This is a genomic window from Paraburkholderia silviterrae, assembly GCF_004353915.1.
GTDB lineage: Bacteria > Pseudomonadota > Gammaproteobacteria > Burkholderiales > Burkholderiaceae > Paraburkholderia > Paraburkholderia silviterrae.
The window spans coordinates 578,404-604,527 of record NZ_SMRP01000001.1; the positions used below are offsets into that span (position 1 = coordinate 578,404).

Below are 26,124 nucleotides of genomic sequence, written 5' to 3' on the forward strand. Positions count from 1 at the left end.
TCGCAGCCCCTGCCGGCGCGCACGACACGCCGCACGGTGCGCTCAACCCGCGCCAGCGGCCAGCTCTCCGTCGAAAGCGTCGTCGAGCGCATCGCGCCGCCGCGTCTCGAAAAAGTCCCAGATCATCGCGCTTGCGTCCGGTCCGGTCGCCGAATGGAACGGCACCGTATCGTCGCCGCCGCTCCAGGCGTGATCCAGCGCGCTCACCCGGCACAGGCGCACCACGCTCGCACCGTCGCGCCGGTAGTCCTGGACCGTGTAGCCCTCGCCGTCGTGCTCGTGCGAGACCACGCCCTGGCGCACGCCGTGAGCATCCGCGAGATCGTTCAGGCGCAGGAACTGGGTGGCAAGTTGCTCCGCATTGACCGGCGCGACAACCGGGTCGGCGGCGCCGTGCACGATGAGCGCCGGCATGCCGGGATGCCGGCGGCCAGCCAGCTGACCGTCGACGAGCGCCACCGGGTCGTGGTGCAGCCCGCGCCGCATGACGTCGAGCGCCGAAACGCCCGAGCGCGCCTCGCCGAACGCCGGCCCCGAATGGAGCGCGACCGCCGCGAAATGGCCCGGCGCGCTCACGGCCAGCAGGGCGGCCAGGCCCGCGCCCGCCGAGAGGCCCGCCAGATAAACGCGCGAACGGTCGAAACCGTGCTCCTGCACGAGCGTGTCGACGAGCGAAACGATCGCCGCGGCTTCACCGCCGCCCGCCGGCTGGCGTGCGTCGTACCAGTGCCAGCACTGGTGCGGATGCCCCTGGACCGATTGCTCCGGATAGACCACAGCAAAGCCGTGCTTGTCCGCGAGCAGGTTCATGCGGGTGCCCTCCGCGAACGAATCCATCGTTTGCTGACAGCCGTGCAGCATCACGACGAGCGGCATGTCCGCCGTGGGCAAGCCCGGCGGCAAATAGAGCCCGTAAGCGAGCGCGCGCGACGCGCCTGGCGCCAGATGCTCCGTGCGTAGCCATTCGCCGGCCGCCCACGCGGCGGCCCGCGGCCCCACGCGCGACTCGCGCAGCGGCGCGCCGCTGCGCGATGCGGGCGCGGGGCGTACTTGCGCTTCGCTTGCGGCAGGCGCTGCTGCCGCAGCGGCGGCGGCAGCCTGCGCCACGGCGGTCTGGGCGGTCCGCCACATGGCCTGCGCGTCGGGCGCGCGCCGGCCGGCTTCGTGCAGCACTTCTCGAGCAGCACGGTTCTGGATGGCGAGCAGACGTCGCATGCCACCTGCCCACAGCTTCGTCAGATTTTTCGTCATCAGTGGCCTTCGTGAAAGGGGGTCGAATACGCCGAGGCAATAAGCCACGGCTCTTCATTGTGCAACGCACAATAACACCATTCATCGAAGACTGCTGTAACGAGTTCTGGCTGCTGTAACGAGTTCTAAATCGGACCGCCATGTACGGCGCATCGCAATAATCGGCCCCGAACATCGCTATACTGGAAGTTCCGACGTTGTTCGTGTCGACCTGACCGGGTGCTCGAGCGTTAGTCAAATATGCCCTTTGGAGCGCGCCGCTGCGGCGCCAAGTCATGCCTGATTTACCCCTCCACCTCTGGTATTCGATCACCAACCTGGGCGGCGCCGGCCTCACGCTCCCGCTCGCGCTGGCCATCGCGCTGTGGCTCGTGATGGGCTACTCGTGGCGCATGGCGGCGAGCTGGCTGTTGCTCCTTGGTGCGGCAATTGGTCTCGTCACGCTCACGAAGATCGCGTTCCTGGGCTGGGGTGTCGGCGTGCGTTCGTACGATTTCACTGGCCTGAGCGGCCACGCCATGCTGTCCACGGCGGTCTATCCCGTGGCGTTTTTCCTGATGCTGCAAGGTGTGCGGCCCATGCTGCGCATGGCGGGCGTTGTCGTCGGGCTCGCCATTGGCATCGCGGTCGGTTTTTCGCGCGTCGTGCTCGAGGCGCATTCGCCGTCGGAAGCGGTCACCGGCTGCATCGTCGGCGCACTCACGGCGCTCTTGTTCGTGCGCTACTGGTGGGAAGCGCAATCGGGCCGGCTCTCCGCGGCCGTGGTTACGTTGAGCCTCGCGGCGCTCACATTCGGGTTGCACGACGTGCGCCTGCCCACCCATCGCTGGGTGACGAATATCGCGCTCACCGTCTCGGGACACGATCGGCCCTATATTCGCGCCAAGTGGAAAGCCAACCAGCCGGTGCGCAAGCCCGGCACGCTCAACGCGCCGGTCTCGCAGACCCGCAACACGCTGACTCCGCCCCCCCAGCAGCACGCCTGAGACAACCCGCGGCGCAGACCGCCGCCATGCGCCTGAGTGTGCCGGCCACGCCACTCAACCGCCAACCCCAAGCAGCACGCTCGACGCCTTGAACACCGCCGTAGCGCTCGCGCCCGCTTCGAGGCCGAGCGCGTCGACGCTCGCGTCCGTCACGACCGCGGCAATCACCATGCCGCCTGGCAATTCGAGCGTCACCTCCGCGCTGACCTCGCCGCGGCGCACGCCGCTCACCACGCCGCTCAAGCGGTTGCGCACCGAAAGCCGCGCGGCGTGGTCCGCCGAAAGCGCTCCACCCGCCACCAGCACGACCGACGACGCCTTGACGAGCGCCACCACCGCCCCGCCAACGGCGAGACCCAGCGCCTCGGCGCTCTCGCGCGTGACGACTGCGACGAGCTGCTGACCGCCCGGCAGCGTGATCGACACTTCGTCGTTGACGGCGCCGCGCACGAGTGCCGCGACCGTGCCGTAGAGCTGATTGCGCGCGCTGGTGCGCAGAGCGAAGCGGCCGAGCACGGCGAGATCCGTGCCGATACTGCCTGCAGTGCCTGCGTCGGCGTCCGGGCACGCCTCGCCGCCGAGCGCGCGCACCGCTGCGGCGGCGCGCTCGAGAAAGTGCCGATGCTCGCGCTCGATCGCGCCGAACGTGGCGATCAGGCGTTGCGCGCGCGGCGTGAGCGTGGTCCCGCCGCCGCCTTTGCCGCCCGTCGCGCGCACGACGAGCGGTTCGCCGGCGAGATTGTTCATGGCGTCGATGGCATCCCAGGCACCCTTGTAGCTCATGCCGACAGCCTTCGCGGCGCCGGTGATCGAACCGGTTTCGCCGATCGCCGCAAGCAGCGCGATGCGAGCCGCGCCACCGAGCGTCTGCGGGCCGGCCTGGAACCAGACCGAACCGCCCACGCCCAACTCGGGCGATTCCGCGCGCGGCGGCTCGCCGGTTTCGGCGCCTGCGCTTGCGCCGCCAGCAGCCGGCCCGCACGGGGAGGGAGTCGAAGAGGAGGAAGTCGTCATCGCGCGGGGCTGTTGTCGTGGGCAAGCGTTGACGTCGATTATAGAGACGGGGCGCGCGAGATTTGCCCCGCGCTCGCGGTCATGCACGGATCAGGCGCCGCGCTTGACCTTCGGCTGGCGCAATTCGCGCAGGAGCCGCTCGCCCTCTTTCGCCGTATAGCGCTTCATGGCCTCGCACCACCCGCGCGCGAAGCCAAGCTGATACGGCTCCGCATCCATGCGCTCGAGATAGCGCAAGGCCACCGCGGCGTCATTGCCGTCGCCCAGCACGCCCTGCAGGCGCGCGAGCGAGCGCGTCGTGTCCGCGCGTGTGCGGCGCGTGGTGATCGGTGCGAAAAACTCGAGCGTATAGCGCAGATACTTCGCGCTGATGCGCACGCGATGGCGGCCTGTGTCGTCGATGGCCGTGAGCTTTTGCGCCTGCGCCAGTTGCTGGTAATAGCGACGCACGCGTTTCTTCGCGTGCCGGTGCAGCGAGCGCGTGTCGGCGGCGTCGGCTCGCACGCGGCGCGCGAGGGCCTCCAGCCACTGCAACCACGCAAGCGCGGCATGCGCGTAGCGCGGCGACGCCAACGCCTCGCGCAACCGCGCGCGTGCCACGAGCCGCTGCGCCTGGGCCTCGTCGAGCACGGCGCGCCAGCGCGCGGGGTCGTCGTCGGCCGCGGCGAGCGCGGGCAAGGTGCCTTCGACGAACACGTCGCGGTCGCGCGCCTCGCCGAGCAGCTCGCCCAGCCAGCTGAGCTCGGGCTTGATGCGCGCACGCCAGGTCTCGTCCCGCCGATGCGAAAAAATCCGCATCGCGGTGCGCAGACGCCGCTGTGCCACGCGCATCTGGTGAACGAATTCGGTGTTCGCGGAATCGCGCACGCCCCAGTCGTTGCCGAGCCAGTGCGCGCTGATGTTGGCGCCGATCGCGACCAGCGCGGCCTCGGCGGTGCACGCAGCGCCCAGATCGACCGGCTCCGCACGCACCGCGCACGCGTCGCCGGCGAGGCTGCCGGCCGCCGCGCGCTCGAGCGCGTCGCTCAGGCGCACGAACGCGGGCAGCGCGTCGGCCAGTTCATGCGCGCAGGCGAACAGCGCATCGACGAGCGGCGCATGGTCCTCGCCTTCGGCCCACGGCACGCTCACGCGCAACTCATGCAGGCTCGCGCCTTCGTCCTGCGGGGCGCGCACGTCGGCATCGAGCACGAGATCCGCGCTGATGCCGTCGCGCTCCCAGCGCCAGTGGCTGCGCACCGCCGACAGCGTCGCCGACGGTTCGAGCGGCCCGCTTGCCGCCAGCGCCTCGCGAAACAGCTCGGGCGCGGCATCGAAGAGTGCGGTTTCAAGGCCATCCGCTTCGAGATGCGCGTCGAAAATCGGTTCGACGACGACGATGCCCGGCACCCATGCACGCCGGCTGGAAACGACGACGCAATGCGTCGTGCCGCGCGTTTGAACGCCGATCCGCCAGCCGGCCCTGGCGAGTGCGCCAGCACTGTCGAACATGGCGGTCGTGACCGGCTCGCCCGAATCGGCCTGGGGTTCGAGCTGCGGCAAAGCGGCGCATATGGCCGCGGCGAAATCGGATGGCATCTGCCCAGGCGTGACGGCAGTCCCGGACGAGGCCTGTGGCGTGGCACTCACGACATCCAGCACGATTTCCAGAACGCGGTTCATGGACGCTCAGAGGGTCGTTGGGACGGCAGAAAGCGGTGAAAACGGCAAATACAAACGGCTGAGATTAATCTGACAACGACGCCGTCGTCGCACCTGATGGTACACGCGCAACCACAGCGGTGCTCTCGGTAGCGGCCCCAACCCGCTTGCGCAGAATGACGATGATCAAGACCCCAGCCTTACGAAAGTGGAAAAATACTTACACATCGACCTGATGTGTTGCACTTCTGTAAGGAGTATTGAGTGTTCCCAGAATACAGAGACCTGATCTCGCGGCTCAAAACCCATGATGAGCATTTCGCGCGGCTGTTCCATCGTCATAACGAGCTGGATCAACAGATCAAAAACATGGAAGCGGGCATCGTTCCCGCGTACGGCATGGCCATCGAGCAGCTCAAGAAAGAAAAGCTGCAGCTCAAGGATTCGCTCTACCAGATCCTGCGCAAGGCCGAAAACGTGTAAGCACCGGCGCTTACACCGCAGCATGCCGCCTCACGCGGGCCGCGCGATGCGGCGCCGGCCCGCGTCGCCCTGGCCATGATCCTGGTGCCGCCCGCATCGCCGGCACCCCTCGCTCGCCCCTGCCGCAGGCCACCCGGTTCAACCCGAGTCCGGCCATTGTCGTAGCGAAAACAATTCCTATCCCCAAGATGGCCACTCATCCTGCCTCCCCGAAACCCGTCCCCCCCGCCCAAAGCCCGCTTCAAGACCCGCCTCGCCACAGCGACGCGCCTGCACGCCGGACCGAGCTCACGCCCCATAGCGCCGAGCTGCACGCCGTCGACTCCGCCGTCGAAGCGGCCAGCGAAGTCATTGCCGGCGCGATGCACGATCTTGTCGGAGCCAATGGCGCGGCGCACGGCGAATCGCCCGACTCGCTGCTCGAATCGATCGCCGCGCTCATGCGTGGCTTGTCCCCCGACGAGGCCGCCCAACTGCGCGGCCTGATCCTGGAAGGCAACCCGGCGGACTGGCGCAACACGCGAGCGCGCCACCCCGACGAAGAGCTTGCCGCTGGTTGGCGCGACGGCGCCTATCCCTACCGCAATCTGATGTCGCGGCGCGCCTACGAGCGGCAGAAATATCGCCTGCAGGTCGAATTGCTGAAGCTTCAGGCGTGGGTGCGCGAGACCGGGCAGCGCGTGGTCATCCTCTTCGAGGGGCGCGACGCGGCTGGCAAAGGCGGCACAATCAAACGCTTCATGGAGCATCTGAATCCGCGCGGCGCGCGTGTCGTGGCGCTCGAAAAGCCCACCGAGGTCGAGCGCGGACAGTGGTACTTTCAGCGCTACGTCCAGCACCTGCCTTCGGCGGGCGAGATCGTGCTGTTCGACCGTTCCTGGTACAACCGTGCGGGCGTCGAGCGCGTCATGGGCTTTTGCTCGCCCGAGGAATACTCGGACTTCATGCAGCAAGTGCCGGAATTCGAGCATCAGTTGATCCGCAGCGGCATACACCTCATCAAGTTCTGGTTCTCGGTGAGCCGCGCGGAGCAGCGCCGCCGCTTCAAGGAGCGCAGCGTGCATCCGCTCAAGCAGTGGAAGCTCAGCCCCGTCGATCTCGCCTCGCTCGATAAATGGGACGAATACACGCTGGCCAAGGAAGCGATGTTCTCCCAGACCGATACGGCCGATGCCCCCTGGACCGTGGTGCGCTCGGACTGCAAGAAGCGCGCGCGGCTGAACGCCATGCGCTACATCCTGCACAAGCTGCCTTATTCGAACCGCGAAATCACTGCGATCGGGCCCATCGACCCGCTGCTGGTGAGCCGCGCGCTTTAAGCGCCGGGCAACCGGCCACGCCAGTACGCCTGCAATGTCCCGCGTCGCAATCCGCTTGCGGCAAGGGTACGGCGCGTGCAGCGCTGTGCGGCAAGATCACGTCGCGTACTGCGCGATCCCATTGCCGAACGACCAGTTCTCGCGCGCGACGTCCACGAGGTTGACGAACACATCCTCGCGCCGCACGCCGGGATCGCGCGCAAGGTTTTCGGCGATCTGCGCAAACAGCGCCTTCTTCTGATCCTGTCCGCGCGTATTGCTCACCGCGATCTGAATCATCACGAGATCGTCGCTGCGTTCGATGCCAAGGTAGTGGCGGCCAAAGACGAAATTGTCGGCATCGTGTTCGGTGACGATCATGAACTGGTCGTCCTCCGGCGCCTTGAAGACTTCCATGAGTGCAAGATGCACGCCCTGCGTGAGCGCCTTTCTATAGGCGGGGGGCTTGCCTGCGCGGACGGCAATACGGGTGAATGGCATGTCGGGCTCCTTCAGCGTTGCATGGGGTGATGAGTGAACGACCACAACAACAGCTTAGGCACGCGCTATCATAATTAACAGATATTGCTCGATATTTCATTTATTGCCATTTGAAATGAAACCACTCGATCTCGATGCTGTGCGCGCGTTCGTCCTGGTCGCCGAACTGCACAGCTTCACGCGCGCCGCCGACGCGCTCGATACCACGCAATCCGCCGTCAGCCTCAAGCTGAAGCGGCTCGAAGCCCATCTCGGCCGGCAGTTGCTCGAACGCACGCCGCGTGTCGTGCGGCTCTCGCTGGACGGGCGCGCATTTCTTGGCGCCGCGCGCGAATTGCTGGGGGCGCATGAGCGCGCGCTCGGCACGCTGACGGGCGAAGCGCGCCGGCTCACGCTGGGATTGAGCGAGCACGTAGCCGATGCGCAACTCGCCCGCCAGCTTGCGCTCTTGCGCGCTCACGATCCGGGACTCGTGATCGCGCTGCATCTTGGGCTTTCGGCGCAGTTGCTCGCGCAATTCGACGAGCGGCGGCTCGACGCGGTCATCGTCCGTCAAGAAGCCGATGAGGCGCCGCGCGGCGACGCACGGCTGCTCTTCGACGAGCCGTTGGTCTGGCTCGCCTCCTCCGAATGGCAGTGGGAACCCGGCACCCCGCTGCCGCTCGCCCTGCTCGAGGGGCCTTGCGCGGTGCGTGCAGCGGCGATCGCTGCGCTCGACGCAGCGGGCATCGCGTGGCAGGAGGTGTTCGTGGGCGGCGGCGTGGCCGCGGTCGGGGCGGCGCTGGAGGCGGGGCTCGCCGTGTCGGCGCTGGCGCGGCGCGTGGCACCGAGAGCGCTCGTCGATGTTGGGGCGAAGCACGCTCTGCCGCCATTGCCGGTCTCGCGGGTGACGTTGCATTCGCGCGTGCGCGACCCGCGTTCGGCGGCGACGCTGCAGCTGCTTGCGTCGAGCCTGGGCACGGTGTGAGGGACTGACCGCGTGAGCAGATGGCTGCGCGGCCGGGAAGTCAATGGTCTCCGGGCGGGGCGGCCGTGCGTGAGGCGTGGGCATGCCGACGCCTCACGCACGGCCCAGCCCGGCCCAGCCCGGCCCAGCCCGGCCCAGCCCGGATCAGCCCGGCCCAGCCCGGATCAGCCCGGCCCAGCCCGGATCAGCCCGGATCAGCCCGGATCAGCCCGGATCAGCCCGGGTCAGTATGGGTCAGCCCAGCATCGGCGGGAGTTGGTGCGGCTGCGGGATTGCGCGCTGCGCCTGTGCCGCAGGCGCCTCGACCACGAGCTTGTGATGCGGTGCCGGGTGAAGCGCCGTGGGCCTGGCCGGCGCGTGTTTCGGTACGGCCGGTCCAGGTGCGGCCGGCTTAGGTACGGCCGGTCTGGATGCGGTCTGTCTGGGTGCGGTCTGTCTGGGTGCGGCCGGCTTGGGTGCGGCTGACTTTAGCGAATGCGGGTGGGCGCTCGCTTGACGTAAGGTCCGCGGTGCATCGTGTGCAGCCGACTGAGTCGGGGCTTTGGCTCGATGCTGGGCGTGGGTTTGCACGTGTCCGGCTTTCTCAGACTTCACCGATTTCGATGCTCGCGAAGTTCGTGCCGTATGCGGCACGGCCGCGGCTGCCTTCGCGTGCCTCACGCCATGTTGCACCTCGCCTCTGGCGGGCTTCCCCTCCTTGCCACCCTTGCGCGGGCCCGCCTGTGCGTTCCCGTCATGGGCACTATGCGCGCCATGCGCCCCACCTCCATGCGCGGTGGCGCTGCCTCCCGTTCCATGCACCGCCGCACCGCCATGGCCGTCATATCCGCCACGCTGCGCCGCGGCCGCCGGCGCGACCGCCCACGCCATCGTCGTCGACATCCACCATGCTGCGATCATCACTGCTACTGCCCGCACGCCGCTCCTCCCTCGAATAGCTGTTCTTGTCCCGATTCGATCGGCCGGCGATTATACCCAACCAAAATTTGCAAAAATCCATATATGGACTAGCATCATAAAAAAGTTCATATAAAGACTAGACCATGCCACATGCGCCCACCTCCCCGTCCGCCGCGTCAACGCGGCGTCCTGGCGCCGAGCCCTCACCCGCCGAGATGTCGGCGGCCGGACTGCGCGCCTTTTTCAACATCGCGCGCGACTGGGATCTCTCCGTGGAAGAGCAGATCGTCCTGCTCGGCTCGCCCGGCCGCTCGACGTTCTTCAAGTGGAAGCAGGCGCCGCAGTCCGCGCGGCTCGGCCGCGACACGCTCGAGCGCCTTTCGCTGCTGCTCGGCATCTACAAGTCGCTGCAGATCCTCCTGCCGCCCCCCGCCGCCGCCGATGCCTGGGTCAAGCGCCCCAACAGCGCGCCGCCGTTCGGCGGCCGGCGCGCGCTCGACCGCCTGCTCGCAGGCAATATCAGCGACCTCGTGGCGGTGCGTCAGTACCTCGACGCGATGCGGGGCGGCTGGGCGTGAAAAAAAGCACGACACGAGACACGCCACAAGCGTCGGCCCAAGGTGCCAGGCCCGCCGCTGGCCCGGCGGACGCGTCCTGGCAGGCACACTGGCGCAGCGCGCCGCTCGACTGGTCGCCCGCGTTCCGCGTGACCCCCACGCGCTTTCCCGCCGTGAATCTGTTCGACCGGGTGGCCAGGCCTGAGGACTTCGAGGCGCTCTATGCGCTCGAAGCGCTGACCAACGACCGCCTGCGCACGGAGACCGGCGACCTCGATCTCGTGCCGCGCGAAGAGCGCCGCTTCGGCCCCGGCTACGGTCCGATCATGGCCGCATTCACGCATCTGAACCCACAGGGCAGCCGGCTTTCCGATGGCACCTATGGCGTGTTCTACTGCGCACGCACGCGCGCGACGGCCATCGCCGAGACGCGCTATCACGCGGGCCGCTTTCTCGCCGCGACGCGCGAGCCGCCGCTGCGTCAGCAGATGCGGCTCTATACGGTGATCGCGCAAGGCACGGTCGCCGATCTGCGCGGCCCCCTGGCGGCGCATGCAGCTGCTCATGCACCCGCTGATCCGGCTGATCCGGCCGTGCTCGCGCCGGACGACTACACCGCGGGTCAGGCGTTGGGCCGCGCGCTGCGGGCTGCAGGCGCGCCCGGCATCGTTTACCCATCGGTGCGCGAAACGGGCGGCGAATGCCTCGCCGCGTTGCGCACGACGTTGCTGCACGCATGCCATCACGCCGCCTACCTCGAATACAACTGGAACGGCGAAGCCATCGACATGGTGTTCGAATTGACCGCCGCCTACGGCCAGGAGGGCATTTAAGGCCCGCAAGCTGGCAAGGGCCAGCGCCGGGGCAAGCGGTGGAGGCGCACGCAACGAGCCATGCGCCCGCAAGAGCCAGGCAAGCGCGCAGTTGGTGCCCAGGACGTTCGCGGGTGGCGCGCGGGAGAAACGCAGGAAGCGCGTTTAAGGCAGCGCCATCTCGGCCGCGCCCATCGCACGCGCCGCCTGCACGGAGATCGACCACTGCCGGGACGTGAGCGCCTCCACCATCGTCAGGCGTCCTTCAGGAATGAACGCGCCGGTATCGATGAACGTCTGCGAGCCGATCTGGCGCAGCTCGCGCACAGGGGTGTGCCCGCAGTAGGTGGGCGAAAGCGCGTAATGCGGCAGCCTGGCCGCGTTGAAGGCCAGCTCGCGCCCCCACATCATGCGCTCGCGCACTTCGGCATCGAACCGGCCAGCGTCGAGATCGGCATCGTCGCCGAAGAATTCCGCGTGCAGCACATTGAAGCGCGCCGCGCCCTCGCCCACCACGCGCACGAGCGGCAGCTCCCGCAGCCGCTTCGCATGCACGGCCAGCGCGTGGTCGGACAGCCCCTGCGCCCAGCCCCCGCCAATGGCATACCAGCGATGCCGCGCGAGGCGCCCTTCCGCGACCGCGCATAGCGCGTCTTCGTGATTGCCGAGCACAGCGTAGAACCAGGGCTTGTCGAGCAGCGCGAGCGCCTCCTCGCACTGGTCGCCGCGGTCGACGAGATCGCCCACCGAAAACAGCCGGTCGCGCGCGGCGTCGAATCCCACTTTGTGAAGCAGATAGCGCAAGGCGTCCACGCAGCCGTGCAGGTCGCCGATCACGAAGTCGCGACCGGCCGCATTGGCCGCATGATGCTGGACGACAGGAGCGAGAGTAGGCGTCATCGCTTCATGATAGCGCCGGGCGCAACGCCACGTATGCGCGCCAATCCTCTTTTCGCGAGCGGATTTCGCGCAGCAGCCCGCGCGCAGCGCGAGCGAACCGTGCTGCGGCAGCGGCCACCAACGCCGGAACACGCGCGCAGCCGATGCGGCGCCCGGGCTGCATCGACCGCGTCCCGCTTCGGCAGCGGCAGCGGCAGCGGCAGCGGCAGCGGCAGCGGCAGCGGCGCGTTATTGTGCCTGCGCGCGCAGCGCCGCAACCTGGTCCGGCGTGATGCTCGCCTGCGGATTGCCGAACTGCTTCGTCACGTAGTTCGCAATGGCCGCCACCTGGTCGTTGCTGAGCTCGTCGCCGAACGCCGGCATCAGCACGTCGGCGTCTTTGGTCTGGCGCCTCACGCCGTGCAGGATCGCCATCGTCAGGTTGTCCGGGCTCGCCGCGCCCGCCACGCTGTTGTGAATGAGCGACGGATACGCGCCTGGCGCGCTCGCGCCCACTCCCGCGCCGGTCCAGTTATGGCAGCTCGCGCAGTTGGCCACGAACAGCTGCGCGCCATTCACGCTCGTGATAACGGCGCCGCGCAGCGCGGTGATGTCGTCGTTGGCGGGCTGGCCGTACGAATCGCGCGAGCGCGTCACGCCGCCCGCAACCGGCGGTTGCCCGCGCAAATAGGCGGTGATCGAGCGCAGGTCCTCGGCGCTCAGGTACTGCGTGGAGTTTTGCACGACCTCGGCCATCGGCCCGGCGGCGTTCGCGTGGCCGGCCGCCACGCCGGTGGCGAGATAGCTCATGAGCGCGTCGTCGCTCCAGCCGCCGATCCCGCCCGCGCGGTCCGGCGTGATGTTGTACGCCTGCCAGCCCGCCTGCGTCGCGCCCGAGAAGCGCCCGCTCGACTTCAGGCCCTGCATGAAGTTGCGCGGCGTGTGGCACTCCTCGCAGTGCGCGAGCCCTTCGACCAGATACGCGCCGCGGTTGTACTCGGCGCTCTTTTGCGGATCGGGCACGAAGCGCCCTTCGTCGAAATTGAAGAGGTTCCAGAAAATCATCAGCCAGCGCTGATTGAACGGGAACTTCAGCTCGTTTGCGGGCGGCTTGTAATGGATCGGCGCGACCGTGTTCAGGTAGGCGCGGATCGCGAGCACGTCCTGCTCCGTCACGCGCGTGAACTCCACGTACGGAAACGCGGGATAGAGCCGCTCGCCGCTCTTGCCCACGCCCTCGTGCATCGCGCGCATGAAGTCGGACTCGGTCCACTGGCCGATGCCCGTGTCGGGGTCGGGCGTGATGTTGGGCGTGTAGATCTTGCCGAACGGCGTGTTGATCGCGAGGCCGCCCGCGAACGGCCGGCTCTTGTCGGCGGTGTGGCACGCGGCGCAGTCGCCCATGCGCGCGAGGTATTCGCCGCGCTTGACGATCTCCGGTTGCGCGGCGGCGTCGCCGGGCGCAGCCGGGCCTTCGCCGTGCGCGGCGGGCAACGGCACTTCGTCGACGGGGCGCGTCTCGCCGTCGTGCGCGGTGTGCCACGCCGCGTAGAGCGCGAAGGTGCAGAACAGCAGCGTGGCGAACGTGGTGCGGGTGCGATGGGTGCGATGGGTACGATGCGCGGGGGACGGTCTTGTGTTCATCGTCGGTCTCGGGCTCATGGCGTCAAAGCTCGCGACGCAGCTTGTCGGCCAGCTTGAGCGCCAGCGCGGCAATGGTCAGCGTGCAGTTCACGGAGGCAGCCGTCGGCATCACCGCGCTGCTGGCGACGAACAGGTTCGAATGGTCGTGCGTGCGGCAGTCGGCATCGACGACCGAATCGGCCGGGTTCGCGCCCATGATCGTCGTGCCCATGATGTGGTTGTTGGGCGCGAAGGTATCGTCGAAGGCGACCTCCGTGCCGCCAAAGAGCGCCGCGATCTGCGCGTAGAGCTCGTGCGTGTTGGCGGCGCTCTTCTTCACGTAGTCGTTGATCGAGTAGTAGATCTCGGGCTGCGGGATGCCGAGCGCGTCCTTGTGCTCGCCCGACGGCAGCACGCGGTTCTGCGGCTCGGGCAGATGCTCGTGGAAGCTGTTGATGTTGAGCGTGCGCGAGGCGCGGTCGCGGATCTCGCGGTCGAGCTCGGCGCCCGTCACGCCGTTCTTGATGAGCGCGGCGGTCACGGCCATCGTGCCCACGCCGTTCGAGAGATGCAGCTTCTTCGCGGCGTAGTCGGAACGGAATGCGCCGTCGCGGAAATTCACCACCGAGGTCATCTCCATCGGCCCGCGCCCCGGCCACAGCGGCTCGTTGGCGAGGAACGTGACGCCCGTGCCCGGGTGATCCATGAGATTGCGGCCCACCTGGTCGGAGCTGTTGCCGATGCCATGCGGAAAATGATCGCTCGTGGACATCAGCATGAGCTTGGGTGTTTCGATGCCGTTGGCGGCCAGCACGAAGAGCTTGCCCGTCACGCGCGTGCTGTTGCCGTGCGGGTCCTTGTAGTGCACCGCGGTGATGAGGCCTTTGTTGTCGGCCTCGATGCGGTACACCACCGCCTCGGGCACGAGCTGGGCGCCGGCGCGCTCGGCCTTGTCGGCGTGCACGACGCCGTTGTACATCGCGGCGATCGGGCAGATGGGCATGCAATTGTTGTTTCCGCAGCACGTCGGGCGCGCATCGTAAGGGCGGCTGTTGCGCGCGACGGGCTCGGGCACTACGCGAAAGCCGTTGCCATTGAGCACGTCGCTAAAGCGCTGATCCATGTACGAGAGCGGCAGCATGCTCATCGGATAGGGCTTCGAGCGCGGCGAGCCCAGGTCGTGCTGCGCCGGATCCGGTCCCGAGACGCCCAGCTCGGCTTCGGCGGCCAGGTACCACGGCTCGAGCGTCTCGTACGGATACGGCCAGTCGCGGCCCACGCCGTACTGCGTCCTCAGGCGAAAATCGGCGGGCAGGAGGCGCCAGGCCGCCGCTGCCCAGTGCCACGTGGTGCCGCCCACGAGCCGCAGGTACTGCGAGTTGTACGGATAGTCGCCCTTCTGCACGAGGTAATCGTTGGGCGGCGAATATTCGGGATGCGGAGCAAAGGGCGCGGAAGGATACGGCGTCGCGAAGTCGCCCTTGGCCGGCGAATTGCGAAAGTTCTCGACGATCTGCCAGCGCGCAAGACGCGGTCCTGCTTCGAGCAGAATCACCGATGCGCCGGCCTGGGCCATCTGGTACGCCACCAGACTGCCCGCCACGCCGGAGCCGACTACCACTACGTCGGCAGATTGCTTGATCGCCATTGTCGTCCCTCGTTGTTCTGGCTTGCTTGCGTATTGTGAGGACCTGGCGCGGCCTGCCAGAATCCGCTGCCGCCGCGCGCCGGGGTTTCGGCGGCACACGACGGCGGCGGTGCGAGAGGCGGCACGCGCAGGTCTTGCGGAAGCGTTCGCACGACGCCGTCGGCTGGCCGGTGGATGCGTGCACGAGGTTCGCACGCGAGCCCGGTCAGCCCGCGCCGCGCGCGAGCCGCCCCGCCAATTGCTTCACGGCCTGTTCACACCAATGACAGGCCCTGATTCCTGGCCGCGGACATCGCAGCCACCGTCGAGGCCGGCATGTCCGCAGGCTTCGTTGTCCAATAGAACGGCACGTCGCGGCAATACGACGGAATCGTCAGCACGTCGCTGACCGGATCGAACATCAGCGCTTTCTCGTAGGCCAGCACCTGCACGTTCGGCATCTCTCCTACGAGCCCGAGATACCACGCGCGCATGATGTCGCCGACGCTCGAGGCAAGCTCCGGCTGATCGGTCTTGAGCGCGGCCGTGACGGTGTCCGAAGGCACGCCGCCGTGCGCCGCTAGCCATGCGTTGAGCGCGCCCACGTTCTGCTCGAACTGGCTGCTCGCGCGCGCGAGCGCGGCGTAGATGCGCTGGCCGAGCACGGCGTCCAAACGCGTGCGGCCGGTCAGGTGCTGGGAGAGTGCGAGAAAGGCGGCGTAGCCGCTTTGCGCGGGCGCGGCGCTGGCGGCGGGGTCCGCGGCTGGGGTGGCGGCGAGCACATCGGCAATGCCCAAAGCGGACTGTGTGCCACGCCTGCCGGCCATCGCGAAGGCGAGCGTCGCGGCAGTGGCGCAAGCGAGCGTCACGAAACGGCGACGGCCCGGACGGTCGACCGGGCCATCGGGCGAATGAGCGGTCCCGTCCTGCTGCGTCACATCGGTCATGAATACTCCTGACGAAGGGGCTACCCCGCGCGAGCGGGGCTACACACTTGCCGCCGTGACCGGCGACGATGCATACGGGAAAAGTTTGCAATCTTGCTCAAACATGCGCGTGTCAAATCCCTTTCCGTATGAAAGGTGCGGATGACACGTCGCGCATGCAATATAGCGTCTCTGGACCCGATTCGACAAACCGTAAGCCGCGATGCCCGAAATAACGCCACATCGACGAGCCCGTTAAAATCGCTGCAACATTACGCCCCCAAACTCTCGATCGATAAGATGAACGTCCTCCCGCAAGTCCTGCGCAACCGCCCGCACATGACCATCGCCATTGTGGTGGGCGCGCTGTGCGGCGCCCTCGCGCCGGGCGCACTGCGCTCCGTGGCACGCGTGCTGGCCGGATGGGACGCCGCGATCTGGACCTACCTCGTGCTGATGTGGATACACATGGCGCGCACGAGCGAGGAGCGCGTGCGCCACAACGCGCAGCGCGAAGACCAGAGCGCAGGCACGGTGCTCTTTCTGATCTGCACGGCGACGGTTTTGAGCATCGTCGCCATCGTGCTGGAGCTCGGCACAACCAAAGATCTGAGCACGGCGTCGAAAGTGCTGCATGCGGTGCTCACCGGCCTCACGCTGATCGGCGCGTGGTTCCTCATTCCCACCATCTTCACGCTGCACTATGCACGCGTGTACTACGGCTCCGATCCCGCCGAGCCCGCGCTCGCCTTCCCCGACCGCAAGCTCGAGCCGAACTACTGGGACTTCCTGTACTTTTCCTTCACGATCGCGTGCGCGTCGCAAACCGCCGACGTCGGCCTGCGCGGGCGCAGCGCGCGGCGCGGCGTGCTGGCGCAATCGATTCTCTCGTTCTATTTCAACGTTGCCGTGCTCGGCCTGTGCGTGAACATCGCCGCGAGCATGGTGGGCAACTGAGCGCCTGCGCGCGCCGATCCACGCGAACCCGCGTCAACACGCGCGAACAGCCGCTACCAGGCGCCATCGTGCGCCACGCCGGGCAACCCGGCACGCCCGGACGCAACCGGACGCAACCGGACGCAACCAGGCGCCCTCGTGCGCCGGCCTCGGGCACATGCCTTGCTGACCCTCTCCATGCCTGGACGCCACGTGTCGCCTGCGCGGCTTCCGGTTTGGTTCCGGCCGGCTATTGCACTACTCTGAACAGGGCGCGCCGCTCGTATTGCTTGCGCGGCCCGCTTGGGCAGCCCACGGGCAACGTGATCGCATCCGGTGTTACATCGGCCCTGCATCCACGTCGCCCGACGAATCTGGAATACGACCGATGCAAGCTCCCAACGCCTATGCGCCGCGGATCTATTTCGTTCATTCCGTACTCGTCGGATCGCTCGACGCGTGGCCCGCGCATTTCGCGCATGCGGCGTCGCTCGGCTTCGACCATGTCCTGATCGGCGGCTTGTTCGCGCCAGGCGCCACGACGCCCGGCGCTTCGGGCGACGACCGCATCGTCGCCGATCACACCCGCTTGCATCCCGCCTTCGGCACGCAGGAAAGCGTGGACGAGGCGTTGCGCCTGCTCGTGGCCGCCGCGCGCACGCGCGGCGTCACGCTGCTCGCGGACCTCACGCTCGACCGCACCGCCGCGCACGGCTTGCTCCACGCCGGGCATCCCGAATGGTTCCATCCGTTCGAGCCCGAGGATGCGCGGCTCGATCCGCGTCACGGCCATCGCGACGCGAACGTCGCCTATGCCGACTTCGCGCGCGCGGGCGCGCCACTCGCGGTGTGGTGGACACAGCTCGCAAGCCGTCTTGCCGATGCGGGCATCGGCGGCTTTCGCATCGACTCGCCGCATCGCGTGCCGGCGAACGTGCTGCGCGCGATCTTCGACGCGGTGCGTGCGAGCCATCCGCAAACGCGCTGGCTCGCGGCCACGCCAGGCCTCGCGCGCGAGGACCTCGCACAACTCGAGGACGCAGGCTTCGACGCCGCCTTCACGTCCTTGCGCTGGTGGGACTTTTCGTCGAGCTGGCTCATCGACGAGCACGCCGTCATGCGCCGCGTGGGCTCGCCCATTGCGTTTCCCGAGGCGCCCTATGGTCCGCGCCTCGCCCACGACCTGGAGAGCGCCGGCACGATGGTTGACATGCGCGCCGTCGAGCGCGCCTATCGGCGCATGCTGCGCGCGGCGACGGCGCTCGGCACCGGCTGGCTCGTGCCGATGGGTTTCGAATACGGCATGGACGAAGCGATCCACCATGCCGCGCCGGGCTGCGGCCAGTATGGCGAGCGCCATGGCGGACAAACGCCTGGCGCGCATACGTGGGAAGCCGCGAAAGCCCGCGCGCCGTTCGACCTCTCCTCCGATATCGCGCACGCCAACGCCTTGCAGCGCGAGACGTGGACGCTGCAGACCAACGGCGAGCTGCGCGCGCTCAACGGCCCCGGCGCGCCCATAGCCGCGCTGCTGCGCGGCGATAGCGCCGACCTGCGCGAGTCCGGCGAAGCGCTGCTCACGCTCGTCAACCCCTCGCTCGCCGCGCCTGTGCGCGTGAACATGGCGCGTCTGCTCGATGGCGTGCCGGGCGGCTTCACGCGCTTCGCGCCGCTCGACGCGCAGACGCTGCGCGGCGCGCGCGACCCAGCCGCCCCCGCGCCTCACGACGCGAGCGCCGTGCCCGAGACCTTCACGCTGCCTGCGGGCGCGTGCTGGATCTTCAGCGCGCTCGCGAGTCCGATGGTCACGCTCGCGCCGCCCGAGGACCTCGCGAAGTCGCCCACGAGCGGCCACAAGAGCGTGCTCGAAGCCATCGCCGCGCCGCGCATCGCCATCGAAAGCGTGTCGCCCTCGGTCGATCATGGGCGCTTCGTCGTGAAGCGCGTGGTGGGCGAGCGCTGCGAAGTGCGCGCCGCGATCTTCGCCGATGGTCACGACCGCATCGACGCCGCCTTCCTCTGGCGCGCCAGCGACGAGACCGCATGGCACGAAGCGCCGATGACGCCGATGCAGCCCGCCGGCACCGACCTGTGGAGCGGCCACTTTCCGCTCGAGCGCGTGGGCCGCCACGAGTTCATCGTGATCGCCTGGCGCGACGACTTCGCCTCGCTCGTCGATCACCTGCAGAAGAAGCGCGCGGCGCATCAGCCGGTCGATCTCGAGCTCGAAGAAGCGAGCCGCCTGCTCGCGCTCGTGCTCGCCACGGCCGAAACGTCGGACGCGGACGAATACGAGAACCCATCCGGTGGGCATGCGCGCACGCGCGGCGCGCACGAGGGGCTCGATGCGCTCGTGAAGCGCTTCGTGACGGCCGACACCGAAACGCGTTGCGCGCTGCTCGCCGCCCCCGCCACGGCCGCCGCCGTGCGCGCCGCGCGTCATCGCCCGTTTCTCGCGCGCGACAACCGGGTGCAGCGCGTGGACGCCGAGCGCAGCGCCGCGCGCTTCGCGAGCTGGTACGAGATCTTCCCGCGCTCGATGGGCGATGACGAATCGCGCCACGGCACCTTCGACGACGTGATCGCCAAGATGCCGCGCATCCGCGACATGGGCTTCGACGTGCTGTACTTCCCGCCCATTCATCCGATCGGGCTTGCCAACCGCAAGGGTCGCAACAATGCGCTCAACGCGCAGCCCGGCGATGTGGGCAGCCCCTACGCGATCGGCGGGGCCGAAGGCGGCCATACCGCCGTGCATCCGCAGCTCGGCACGCTCGACGACTTTCGCCGCATGGTGGTGGCCGCGCACGAAAACGGCCTCGAAATTGCGCTCGATTTCGCGATCCAATGCTCGCCCGATCATCCGTGGCTCAAGGCGCATCCGGGCTGGTTCGCGTGGCGGCCCGACGGCACGCTGCGCTACGCGGAGAATCCGCCCAAGAAGTACCAGGACATCGTCAACCCCGAGTTCTACGCGCACGATTCGAAGCCCGGCCTGTGGCTCGCGCTGCGCGACGCGATCCTGTTCTGGGTGGGCCACGGCGTGCGCATCTTCCGCGTCGACAATCCGCACACGAAGCCGCTGCCGTTCTGGGAGTGGATGATCGGCGACGTGCGTGCGCGGCACCCCGACGTGATCTTCCTCTCCGAGGCCTTCACGCGCCCGCGCCTGATGTACCGGCTCGCCAAGCTCGGCTTCTCGCAGTCGTATACGTATTTCACCTGGCGCGAGTCCAAGCGCGACTTCATCGACTACCTCACCGAGCTCACGCAGACTGCGGTGCGCGACTTCTATCGGCCCAACTTCTTCGTCAATACGCCCGATATCAATCCGCGCTATCTGCAAGGCGGCGCGCGTTCGAGCCACCTGATCCGCGCGGCGCTCGCGGCGCTGCTCTCCGGTCTGTGGGGCGTCTACAGCGGCTTCGAACTGTGTGAAGCGCGCGCCCTGCCCAACAGCGAAGAATATCTGGACTCCGAAAAGTATCAACTGCGCGCCTGGGACTGGGAACGACCCGGCAACATCGTGCCGGAAATCGCGGCGCTCAACCGCATCCGCCGCGCGAATCCCGCGCTGCAGACGCATCTGGGCATCACCTTCCTGCCCGCGCACAGCGAAGCCATCCTGTGCTTCGAGAAGGCCACGCCCGCGCGTGACAACGTCGTGGTCGTGGCGATCAATCTCGACCCGTTCGCCGAGCAAGGCGCCGACTTCGAGCTTTCGTGGGCGACCTTCCAGCACTGGCAGATCGATGACCACGCGCGCCTTGCCGTAGTCGACGAAATGACCGGCGAGCGCTTCGAATGGCAAGGCCGCTGGCAGCACGTGCGGCTCGATCCGCACGCGCGGCCGTTCGCAATCTGGCGCATCGCGCCCATCGACGGCCTGCCGCGCGAGGCCCCACCACCCGAAACGGCCGACGAGCTGCATGTCGAAGGCCACCCCGAACTGGACGAGGACTTCCCGCCCGGAGGAGCGACATGAAACGCGATCCCGCCTCCCATGAGACGCCGCCGCAGGCCGAAGCACCCGTCACGCACGACCCGACCGCGGAGGACACCGACGCCCTTGCGGAGCACGAACGGCATGGCACGCAAAGGCGCGGCAAACCCTCGCTGCTTTCCGACGATCCGCTCTGGTACAAGGACGCGGTCATCTATCAGGTGCACGTGAAGTCGTTCTACGACTCGAACAACGACGGCGTGGGCGACTTCCCGGGCCTGCTCGCGAAACTCGACTACATCGCCGCACTCGGCGTGACAGCGGTCTGGCTGCTGCCGTTCTATCCCTCGCCGCGCCGCGACGACGGCTACGACATCGCCGATTACCGCAACGTGCACCCCGACTACGGTCAGCTCGCCGACGTGCGCCGCTTCATCCAGGAAGCGCACGCCCGCGGCATCCGCGTGATTACCGAGCTCGTCATCAATCACACGTCGGACCAGCACCCCTGGTTCCAGCGCGCGCGGCGTGCGAAGCCCGGCTCCAACCACCGCAACTACTACGTGTGGTCGGAAACCGATCAGAAGTACCAGGGAACGCGCATCATCTTCATCGACACCGAGCCGTCGAACTGGACGCACGACCCCGTCGCGGGCGCCTACTACTGGCACCGCTTCTATTCGCACCAGCCCGACCTCAATTTCGACAACCCCGCCGTGCTGCGCGAAGTGCTGCACGTGATGCGCTTCTGGCTCGACATGGGCATCGACGGGCTGCGCCTGGACGCGGTGCCCTACCTCGTCGAGCGAGAAGGCACCAATAACGAGAACCTGCCCGAGACGCATGCGATCCTCAAGCAGATCCGCGCGACCATCGACGAGCATTATCCGAACCGCATGCTGCTGGCCGAAGCGAACCAGTGGCCCGAGGACGTGCAGGAGTACTTCGGTCAGGAAGACGAGTGTCACATGGCGTTCCACTTTCCGCTGATGCCGCGCCTCTACATGGCGATCGCGAGCGAGGACCGTTTCCCGATCATCGACATCATGAAGCAGACGCCGGATCTGCTGCCAAGCTGCCAATGGGCGGTCTTCCTGCGCAATCATGACGAGCTCACGCTCGAAATGGTTACGGACTCCGAACGGGATTATCTCTGGAACACCTATGCGAGCGACCGGCGCGCGCGCCTGAATCTCGGCATCCGCAGGCGCCTCGCGCCCCTCATGGAACGCGACCGCCGCCGCATCGAGCTCATCAATTCGCTGCTGCTCTCGATGCCGGGCACGCCCGTGATCTATTACGGCGACGAGCTCGGCATGGGCGACAACATCCACCTGGGCGACCGCGACGGCGTGCGCACGCCGATGCAATGGTCGTCCGACCGCAACGGCGGCTTCTCGCGCGCCGACCCCGAGCAGCTGGTGCTGCCGCCGCTGATGGGCTCGCTCTACGGCTACGACGCCATCAACGTGGAAGCACAGACGCGCGACCCGCATTCGCTGCTCAACTGGACGCGCCGCATGCTCGCCACGCGCCGCGCAAAGCAGGCCTTCGGGCGCGGCTCGATCCGCTTTTTGCGGCCCGCCAATCGCAAGATCCTTGCGTATCTGCGCGAGATGCCGGGCGAGCCCGCGATCCTGTGCGTGGCGAATCTCTCGCGCGCGCCGCAGGCCGTCGAGCTCGATCTCTCCGAATTCGTGGGCACGGCGCCCGTGGAGATGACCGCCGACTCGGTGTTCCCGCCCATTGGCCAGTTGCCTTATCTGCTCACCTTCCCGCCGTACGGCTTTCTGTGGTTCCTGCTGTGCCCGGGCAACGAGCGCCCCTCGTGGAGCCAGCCGACCTCCGAGCAACTGCCCGAATTCGTGACCGTCGTGATCCGCGAAGGCCAGACCGGCGCCACGCCCGAGAACGTGCGCCTGCTCGAATCCGAAGTGCTGCCCTCGTGGCTCTCGCGGCGGCGCTGGTTCGCCTCGAAGGACAAGGCATTGCGCAGCGTGAAGCTCGCCGCGCTCACGACCATTCACGGCGCGGGCTTCGCGTTCACCGAGCTCGAGGCCGAGCTCGCCGACGGCACCAGCGAGCGCTATGTGCTGCCCATCGCCATCACCTGGGGCGCGGACACCACCACGCCGCTGCACATCCAGCTCGCGCTCTCGCGCGTGCGGCGCGGGCGCACGATCGGCTACCTCACCGACGCGTTCTCGCTGCCGTGGTTCGCCTACGGCATGCTGCGCAAGCTGCGCGAGCGTGCGGCCGTGCCCACGGTGCAAGGCAGCACGATCCGCTTCGAGCCCACCGAGCGCCTCGCCGGGATCGAACTGGGCGATGAGCCCGAGGTCCGCTGGCTCGCCGCGGAGCAGAGCAACAGCTCGCTCATCGTGGCGGAGACGATCGTGCTCAAGCTGGTGCGCCGCCTGATTGCGGGCGTGCATCCCGAGGCGGAAATGAGCCGCTACCTGACGAAGCTCGGCTACGCGAACACCGCGCCGCTCTATGGCGAAGTGGTGCGCGTGGATCCGCAGGGCGTGCCGCATACGCTCGCGATCCTGCAAGGCTATATCGACAATCAGGGCAACGCGTGGGACTGGGCGCTCGACTATCTGCGCCGCACGGTCGACGAACTGGCGCTCGCCGCCGACGACGGCGACACCGGCGACCAGGCGCACGAAGAAGAAGTCATGCAGAACTACGCGTCGGTGATCGGCGCGATCGGCAAACGTCTGGGCGAGCTGCATGCCGCACTCTCCACACCGACCGACGACCCGGCCTTCGCGCCCGAACCCGCGACGCGTGACGATGTCGGCCAATGGATCGTCGATACGAAGACGATGCTGGCCGAAGCACTCGACATCGTGGCGCAGCACGCGGGCGAGAACGCTCACACGCTCGACGACGACGCACGCGAGCTCGCACGCAGCCTGGTCGAGCGTCGCGACTTGCTGATGGCGAAGGTCGACGAACTCGTGCCGCTCGACGCATCGACGTTGCGCATCCGCATTCACGGCGATTTTCATCTGGGCCAGGTGCTCGTTGCCAACGGCGACGCCTGGCTGATCGACTTCGAAGGCGAGCCCGCACGATCGCTCGAATATCGGCGTGCGAAGCAATGCTCGCTGCGCGACGTTGCGGGCCTGCTGCGCTCGCTCTCCTATGCGGGCGCAGCGGCGCAATCGAGCACGGAAAGCGCGCCGCAGCAGATCACCGAGCGCAAGCATGCGCTGTTCGAACGTTTTCGCGGCCATGCCGCCGAGACCTTCCTGAGCCAGTATCGTGCGGCCGTCTCCCAAGCTCCGCTCTCGCTCGTGAGCGCCACCCACGAGCAGGCGCTGCTCGACCTGTTCCTGGTCGAGAAGGCGGCCTACGAAATCCGTTATGAGGCCGCCAACCGGCCCAGCTGGCTCCACCTGCCGATCCGCGGACTGGCCGCGCTTGCGAGCCGCATGCTCGGTCTCACCCCCACGCAAACGCACGCGCATCCGCATACGGGAGGAAGCGGACATGGCTGAACGCTCCCCCGACGCCGCCCTGCATCAAGACGATATCGATGCGCTCCTCCATGGGCGGCACGCCGATCCGTTCGCGGTGCTCGGGCTGCACTGGGTCGACGGCGCACCGTACGTGCGCGCGTGGCTGCCGAACGCCACGCAGGTCCGCGTGCTCGCGCGCGACCGCGCACATACGCTCGCCGAGCTCACGCTCGTGCATCCCGCGGGGCTCTTCGCCGGGCCGCTCGCGGAAGGTGTGCCGTACCGGCTCGACATCGACTGGCACGGCGTCACGCAGGAAATAGAGGATCCCTACGCATTCGGCCCGCAGCTTTCCCCGGACGCGCTGCACCGGCTCGCCGACGGCGACCCCTACGCCGTGCTCGAATGCCTCGGCGCGCGGCCGCTTACCTGCGAAGGCGTGCCCGGCGTGCTGTTTGCGCTGTGGGCGCCGAATGCACGGCGCGTCTCGGTGGTGGGCGACTTCAATTCATGGGACGGCCGCCGCCATCCCATGCGGCTGCGCCACGAGGCGGGTGTTTGGGAGCTCTTCATTCCGCGCGTGGCCGCAGGCGCGCGCTACAAGTACGAGATTCTCGGCGCACGAGGCGAAGTGCTGCCCCTGAAGGCCGATCCGTGCGCGTTCCAGACCGAAGCGCCGCCCGCCACCGCTTCGGTGGTCGCGCCTGTGGAGGCGCTCGATGACTTCGCCTGGCACGACGGCGAATGGCTGCAGTCGCGCGCGCAAAAGCAGAATGCGCGCGCGGCCATGTCGATCTATGAAGTGCACGCGCCTTCGTGGCTCCCCACGCACGGCGCGGACGCCCCCGCGCCCGACTGGCAGGCGCTTGCCGAGCGCCTGATCCCCTACGCGCAGGGCATGGGCTTCACGCACCTCGAGCTGTTGCCCATATCCGAGCACCCGTTCGGCGGCTCGTGGGGCTATCAGCCGCTTTCGCAATTCGCGCCCACGGCGCGTCTGGGCTCCCCGCTCGATTTCGCGGCCTTCGTGGACCGCGCGCACGAGGCTGGACTCGGCGTGATCCTCGACTGGGTGCCTGCACATTTCCCGAACGACGCGCACGGCCTCATCGACTTCGACGGCACCGCGCTCTACGAGCACACGGACCCGCGCGAGGGCTATCACCCCGACTGGAACACGATGATCTACAACCTCGGGCGCCGCGAGGTGAGCGCGTTCCTGATCGCCTCGGGGCTCGCATGGCTGATGCGCTATCACGTCGACGGCCTGCGCGTGGACGCCGTGGCCTCGATGCTCTATCGCGACTACTCGCGCGCGCAAGGCGAATGGGTGCCGAACATCTACGGCGGACGCGAGAATCTCGAATCGATCGCGTTCCTCAAGCGCCTCAATCACGAAGCGCAATACGTGCCGCAGCGCCCCGGCGTGATCACCATCGCCGAGGAATCGACGGCCTGGCCCGGCGTCACCGCGCGCCCCGAGGACGGCGGCCTCGGCTTCCAGTTCAAGTGGAACATGGGCTGGATGCACGACACGCTGCGCTTCATGCAAGAAGACCCCATCCACCGCCGCTATCACCATCACGAGATGACCTTCGCGATGGTCTACGCGTGGTCCGAGCGCTTCGTGCTGCCGCTCTCGCACGACGAAGTCGTGCACGGCAAGGGGTCGCTGCTCGGCAAGATGCCGGGCGACCGCTGGCAGCGCTTTGCGAACCTGCGCGCGTACTTCGGCTTCATGTGGGCGCATCCGGGCAAGAAGCTGCTCTTCATGGGCGGCGAGTTCGGGCAGATGGCGGAGTTCGACCACGACGGCACGCCGCACTGGGACCTGCTCGACGACCCGCTGCATCGCGGCGTGCAAACGCTGGTGCGCGACCTGAACCGGCTCTACGCGGGCGAGAGCGCGCTCTACACGCTCGACACGGAGCCGGGCGGCTTCGAATGGCTCATCTCCGACGACGCCGAAAACAGCGTGCTCGCGTGGCGGCGCGTGGACGGCTCGGGCCGCGAGATCGTGGTGGTGTGCAATTTCACGCCGGTGCCGCGCCAAGGCTACCGGATCGGCATGCCGCAACCGGGCCAGTGGGAGGAAGCGCTGAACACCGACGCCGAGATCTACGGCGGCTCGAACATGGGCAACGGGGGCCTCGTGTGCACGGAACCCGTGCAAAGCCATGGCAAGCCGCAATCGGCGGCGTTCGTGCTGCCGCCGCTCGGCACGCTGATACTGCGCCTGCGCCGCTGATGAAATGATTGCGCCAGCAAACCATCAGGAATCCGATGCAATACAAGAATCACGAAAAGGAG

General features: G+C 67.8%; 18 protein-coding genes. 10 read left to right on the forward strand and 8 right to left on the reverse strand.

Translation table 11 applies throughout. From position 1 onward, the window contains the following. Nucleotides 1–42 precede the first annotated feature (42 nt). Nucleotides 43–1,251 (reverse strand): extracellular catalytic domain type 1 short-chain-length polyhydroxyalkanoate depolymerase, encoded by a 1,209-nt coding sequence (locus EYW47_RS02550; protein WP_133193297.1) that lies wholly within the window; start codon nucleotides 1,249–1,251, stop codon nucleotides 43–45. A 275-nt stretch (nucleotides 1,252–1,526) separates the two neighbouring features. On the opposite strand from EYW47_RS02550, the gene EYW47_RS02555 reads away from it, so the two are divergent. Further along, nucleotides 1,527–2,237 (forward strand): phosphatase PAP2 family protein, encoded by a 711-nt coding sequence (locus EYW47_RS02555; RefSeq protein WP_133193298.1) that lies wholly within the window; start codon nucleotides 1,527–1,529, stop codon nucleotides 2,235–2,237. 54 nt (nucleotides 2,238–2,291) lie between these two features. On the opposite strand, the gene EYW47_RS02560 is transcribed toward EYW47_RS02555, so the two are convergent. Together EYW47_RS02560 and EYW47_RS02565 are read right to left on the reverse strand one after the other, a co-directional pair. Then, nucleotides 2,292–3,251 (reverse strand): TOBE domain-containing protein, encoded by a 960-nt coding sequence (locus EYW47_RS02560; protein ID WP_133193299.1) that lies wholly within the window; start codon nucleotides 3,249–3,251, stop codon nucleotides 2,292–2,294. 90 nt (nucleotides 3,252–3,341) lie between these two features. Continuing rightward, nucleotides 3,342–4,913 carry a CHAD domain-containing protein gene (locus EYW47_RS02565; protein WP_133193300.1) on the reverse strand — a complete coding sequence of 524 codons (1,572 nt, stop codon included), beginning with the start codon at nucleotides 4,911–4,913 and terminating at the stop codon, nucleotides 3,342–3,344. Between the two features lie 243 nt (nucleotides 4,914–5,156). On the opposite strand from EYW47_RS02565, the gene EYW47_RS02570 reads away from it, so the two are divergent. Beyond that, nucleotides 5,157–5,375, forward strand: coding sequence for an HP1242/YdcH family protein (locus EYW47_RS02570; RefSeq protein WP_133193301.1), 219 nt, complete (start codon nucleotides 5,157–5,159; stop codon nucleotides 5,373–5,375). A gap of 188 nt (nucleotides 5,376–5,563) precedes the next feature. After that, nucleotides 5,564–6,694, forward strand: a complete 1,131-nt coding sequence (ppk2, locus tag EYW47_RS02575) for a polyphosphate kinase 2 (RefSeq protein ID WP_133193302.1) — start codon at nucleotides 5,564–5,566, stop codon at nucleotides 6,692–6,694. A gap of 96 nt (nucleotides 6,695–6,790) precedes the next feature. Here the strand turns inward: ppk2 and EYW47_RS02580 are convergent, their stop codons facing one another. After that, nucleotides 6,791–7,174, reverse strand: a complete 384-nt coding sequence (locus EYW47_RS02580) for a tautomerase family protein (RefSeq protein WP_133193303.1) — start codon at nucleotides 7,172–7,174, stop codon at nucleotides 6,791–6,793. Between the two features lie 115 nt (nucleotides 7,175–7,289). On the opposite strand from EYW47_RS02580, the gene EYW47_RS02585 reads away from it, so the two are divergent. From EYW47_RS02585 to EYW47_RS02595, 3 genes are all read left to right on the forward strand, one after another. Beyond that, nucleotides 7,290–8,141, forward strand: coding sequence for a LysR family transcriptional regulator (locus EYW47_RS02585; RefSeq protein WP_133193304.1), 852 nt, complete (start codon nucleotides 7,290–7,292; stop codon nucleotides 8,139–8,141). Nucleotides 8,142–9,184: 1,043 nt separating this feature from the next. Continuing rightward, nucleotides 9,185–9,619, forward strand: coding sequence for an MbcA/ParS/Xre antitoxin family protein (locus EYW47_RS02590; protein WP_165976475.1), 435 nt, complete (start codon nucleotides 9,185–9,187; stop codon nucleotides 9,617–9,619). After that, nucleotides 9,616–10,431, forward strand: coding sequence for an RES family NAD+ phosphorylase (locus tag EYW47_RS02595; protein ID WP_133193305.1), 816 nt, complete (start codon nucleotides 9,616–9,618; stop codon nucleotides 10,429–10,431). The genes EYW47_RS02590 and EYW47_RS02595 overlap by 4 nt, the downstream gene beginning before the upstream one ends. A 144-nt stretch (nucleotides 10,432–10,575) precedes the next feature. Here the strand turns inward: EYW47_RS02595 and EYW47_RS02600 are convergent, their stop codons facing one another. The 4 genes from EYW47_RS02600 to EYW47_RS02620 form a co-directional block, all read right to left on the reverse strand. Next, complete coding sequence (locus EYW47_RS02600; protein WP_133193306.1) at nucleotides 10,576–11,310, reverse strand: metallophosphoesterase; 735 nt, start codon at nucleotides 11,308–11,310, stop codon at nucleotides 10,576–10,578. A 228-nt stretch (nucleotides 11,311–11,538) separates the two neighbouring features. Next, nucleotides 11,539–12,933: a cytochrome c gene (locus EYW47_RS02610; protein WP_240763503.1), complete on the reverse strand. Its 1,395-nt coding sequence runs from the start codon at nucleotides 12,931–12,933 to the stop codon at nucleotides 11,539–11,541. A 22-nt stretch (nucleotides 12,934–12,955) separates the two neighbouring features. Continuing rightward, the gene (locus EYW47_RS02615) at nucleotides 12,956–14,560 is read right to left on the reverse strand and encodes a GMC family oxidoreductase (RefSeq protein WP_133193309.1); all 1,605 of its coding nucleotides are present in this window, start codon (nucleotides 14,558–14,560) and stop codon (nucleotides 12,956–12,958) included. 254 nt (nucleotides 14,561–14,814) lie between these two features. Further along, on the reverse strand, nucleotides 14,815–15,486 hold the full coding sequence (locus tag EYW47_RS02620; protein WP_133193310.1) for a sugar dehydrogenase complex small subunit: 672 nt from the start codon (nucleotides 15,484–15,486) through the stop codon (nucleotides 14,815–14,817). Between the two features lie 279 nt (nucleotides 15,487–15,765). Here EYW47_RS02620 and EYW47_RS02625 point away from each other — a divergent pair, with 279 nt between their 5' ends. The 4 genes from EYW47_RS02625 to glgB all read left to right on the forward strand — a co-directional run bounded on the left by EYW47_RS02625 (nucleotide 15,766) and on the right by glgB (nucleotide 26,062). Beyond that, the gene (locus tag EYW47_RS02625; protein ID WP_133193311.1) at nucleotides 15,766–16,422 is read left to right on the forward strand and encodes a DUF1345 domain-containing protein; all 657 of its coding nucleotides are present in this window, start codon (nucleotides 15,766–15,768) and stop codon (nucleotides 16,420–16,422) included. Nucleotides 16,423–16,789: 367 nt separating this feature from the next. Next, nucleotides 16,790–20,386 (forward strand): maltotransferase domain-containing protein, encoded by a 3,597-nt coding sequence (locus tag EYW47_RS02630; protein WP_133193312.1) that lies wholly within the window; start codon nucleotides 16,790–16,792, stop codon nucleotides 20,384–20,386. Then, nucleotides 20,383–23,853: a maltose alpha-D-glucosyltransferase gene (gene treS / locus EYW47_RS02635; protein ID WP_133193313.1), complete on the forward strand. Its 3,471-nt coding sequence runs from the start codon at nucleotides 20,383–20,385 to the stop codon at nucleotides 23,851–23,853. The genes EYW47_RS02630 and treS overlap by 4 nt, the downstream gene beginning before the upstream one ends. Continuing rightward, nucleotides 23,846–26,062, forward strand: a complete 2,217-nt coding sequence (gene glgB, locus EYW47_RS02640; protein ID WP_133193314.1) for a 1,4-alpha-glucan branching protein GlgB — start codon at nucleotides 23,846–23,848, stop codon at nucleotides 26,060–26,062. Before treS ends, glgB begins: the two co-directional genes overlap by 8 nt. Nucleotides 26,063–26,124 lie beyond the last annotated feature (62 nt).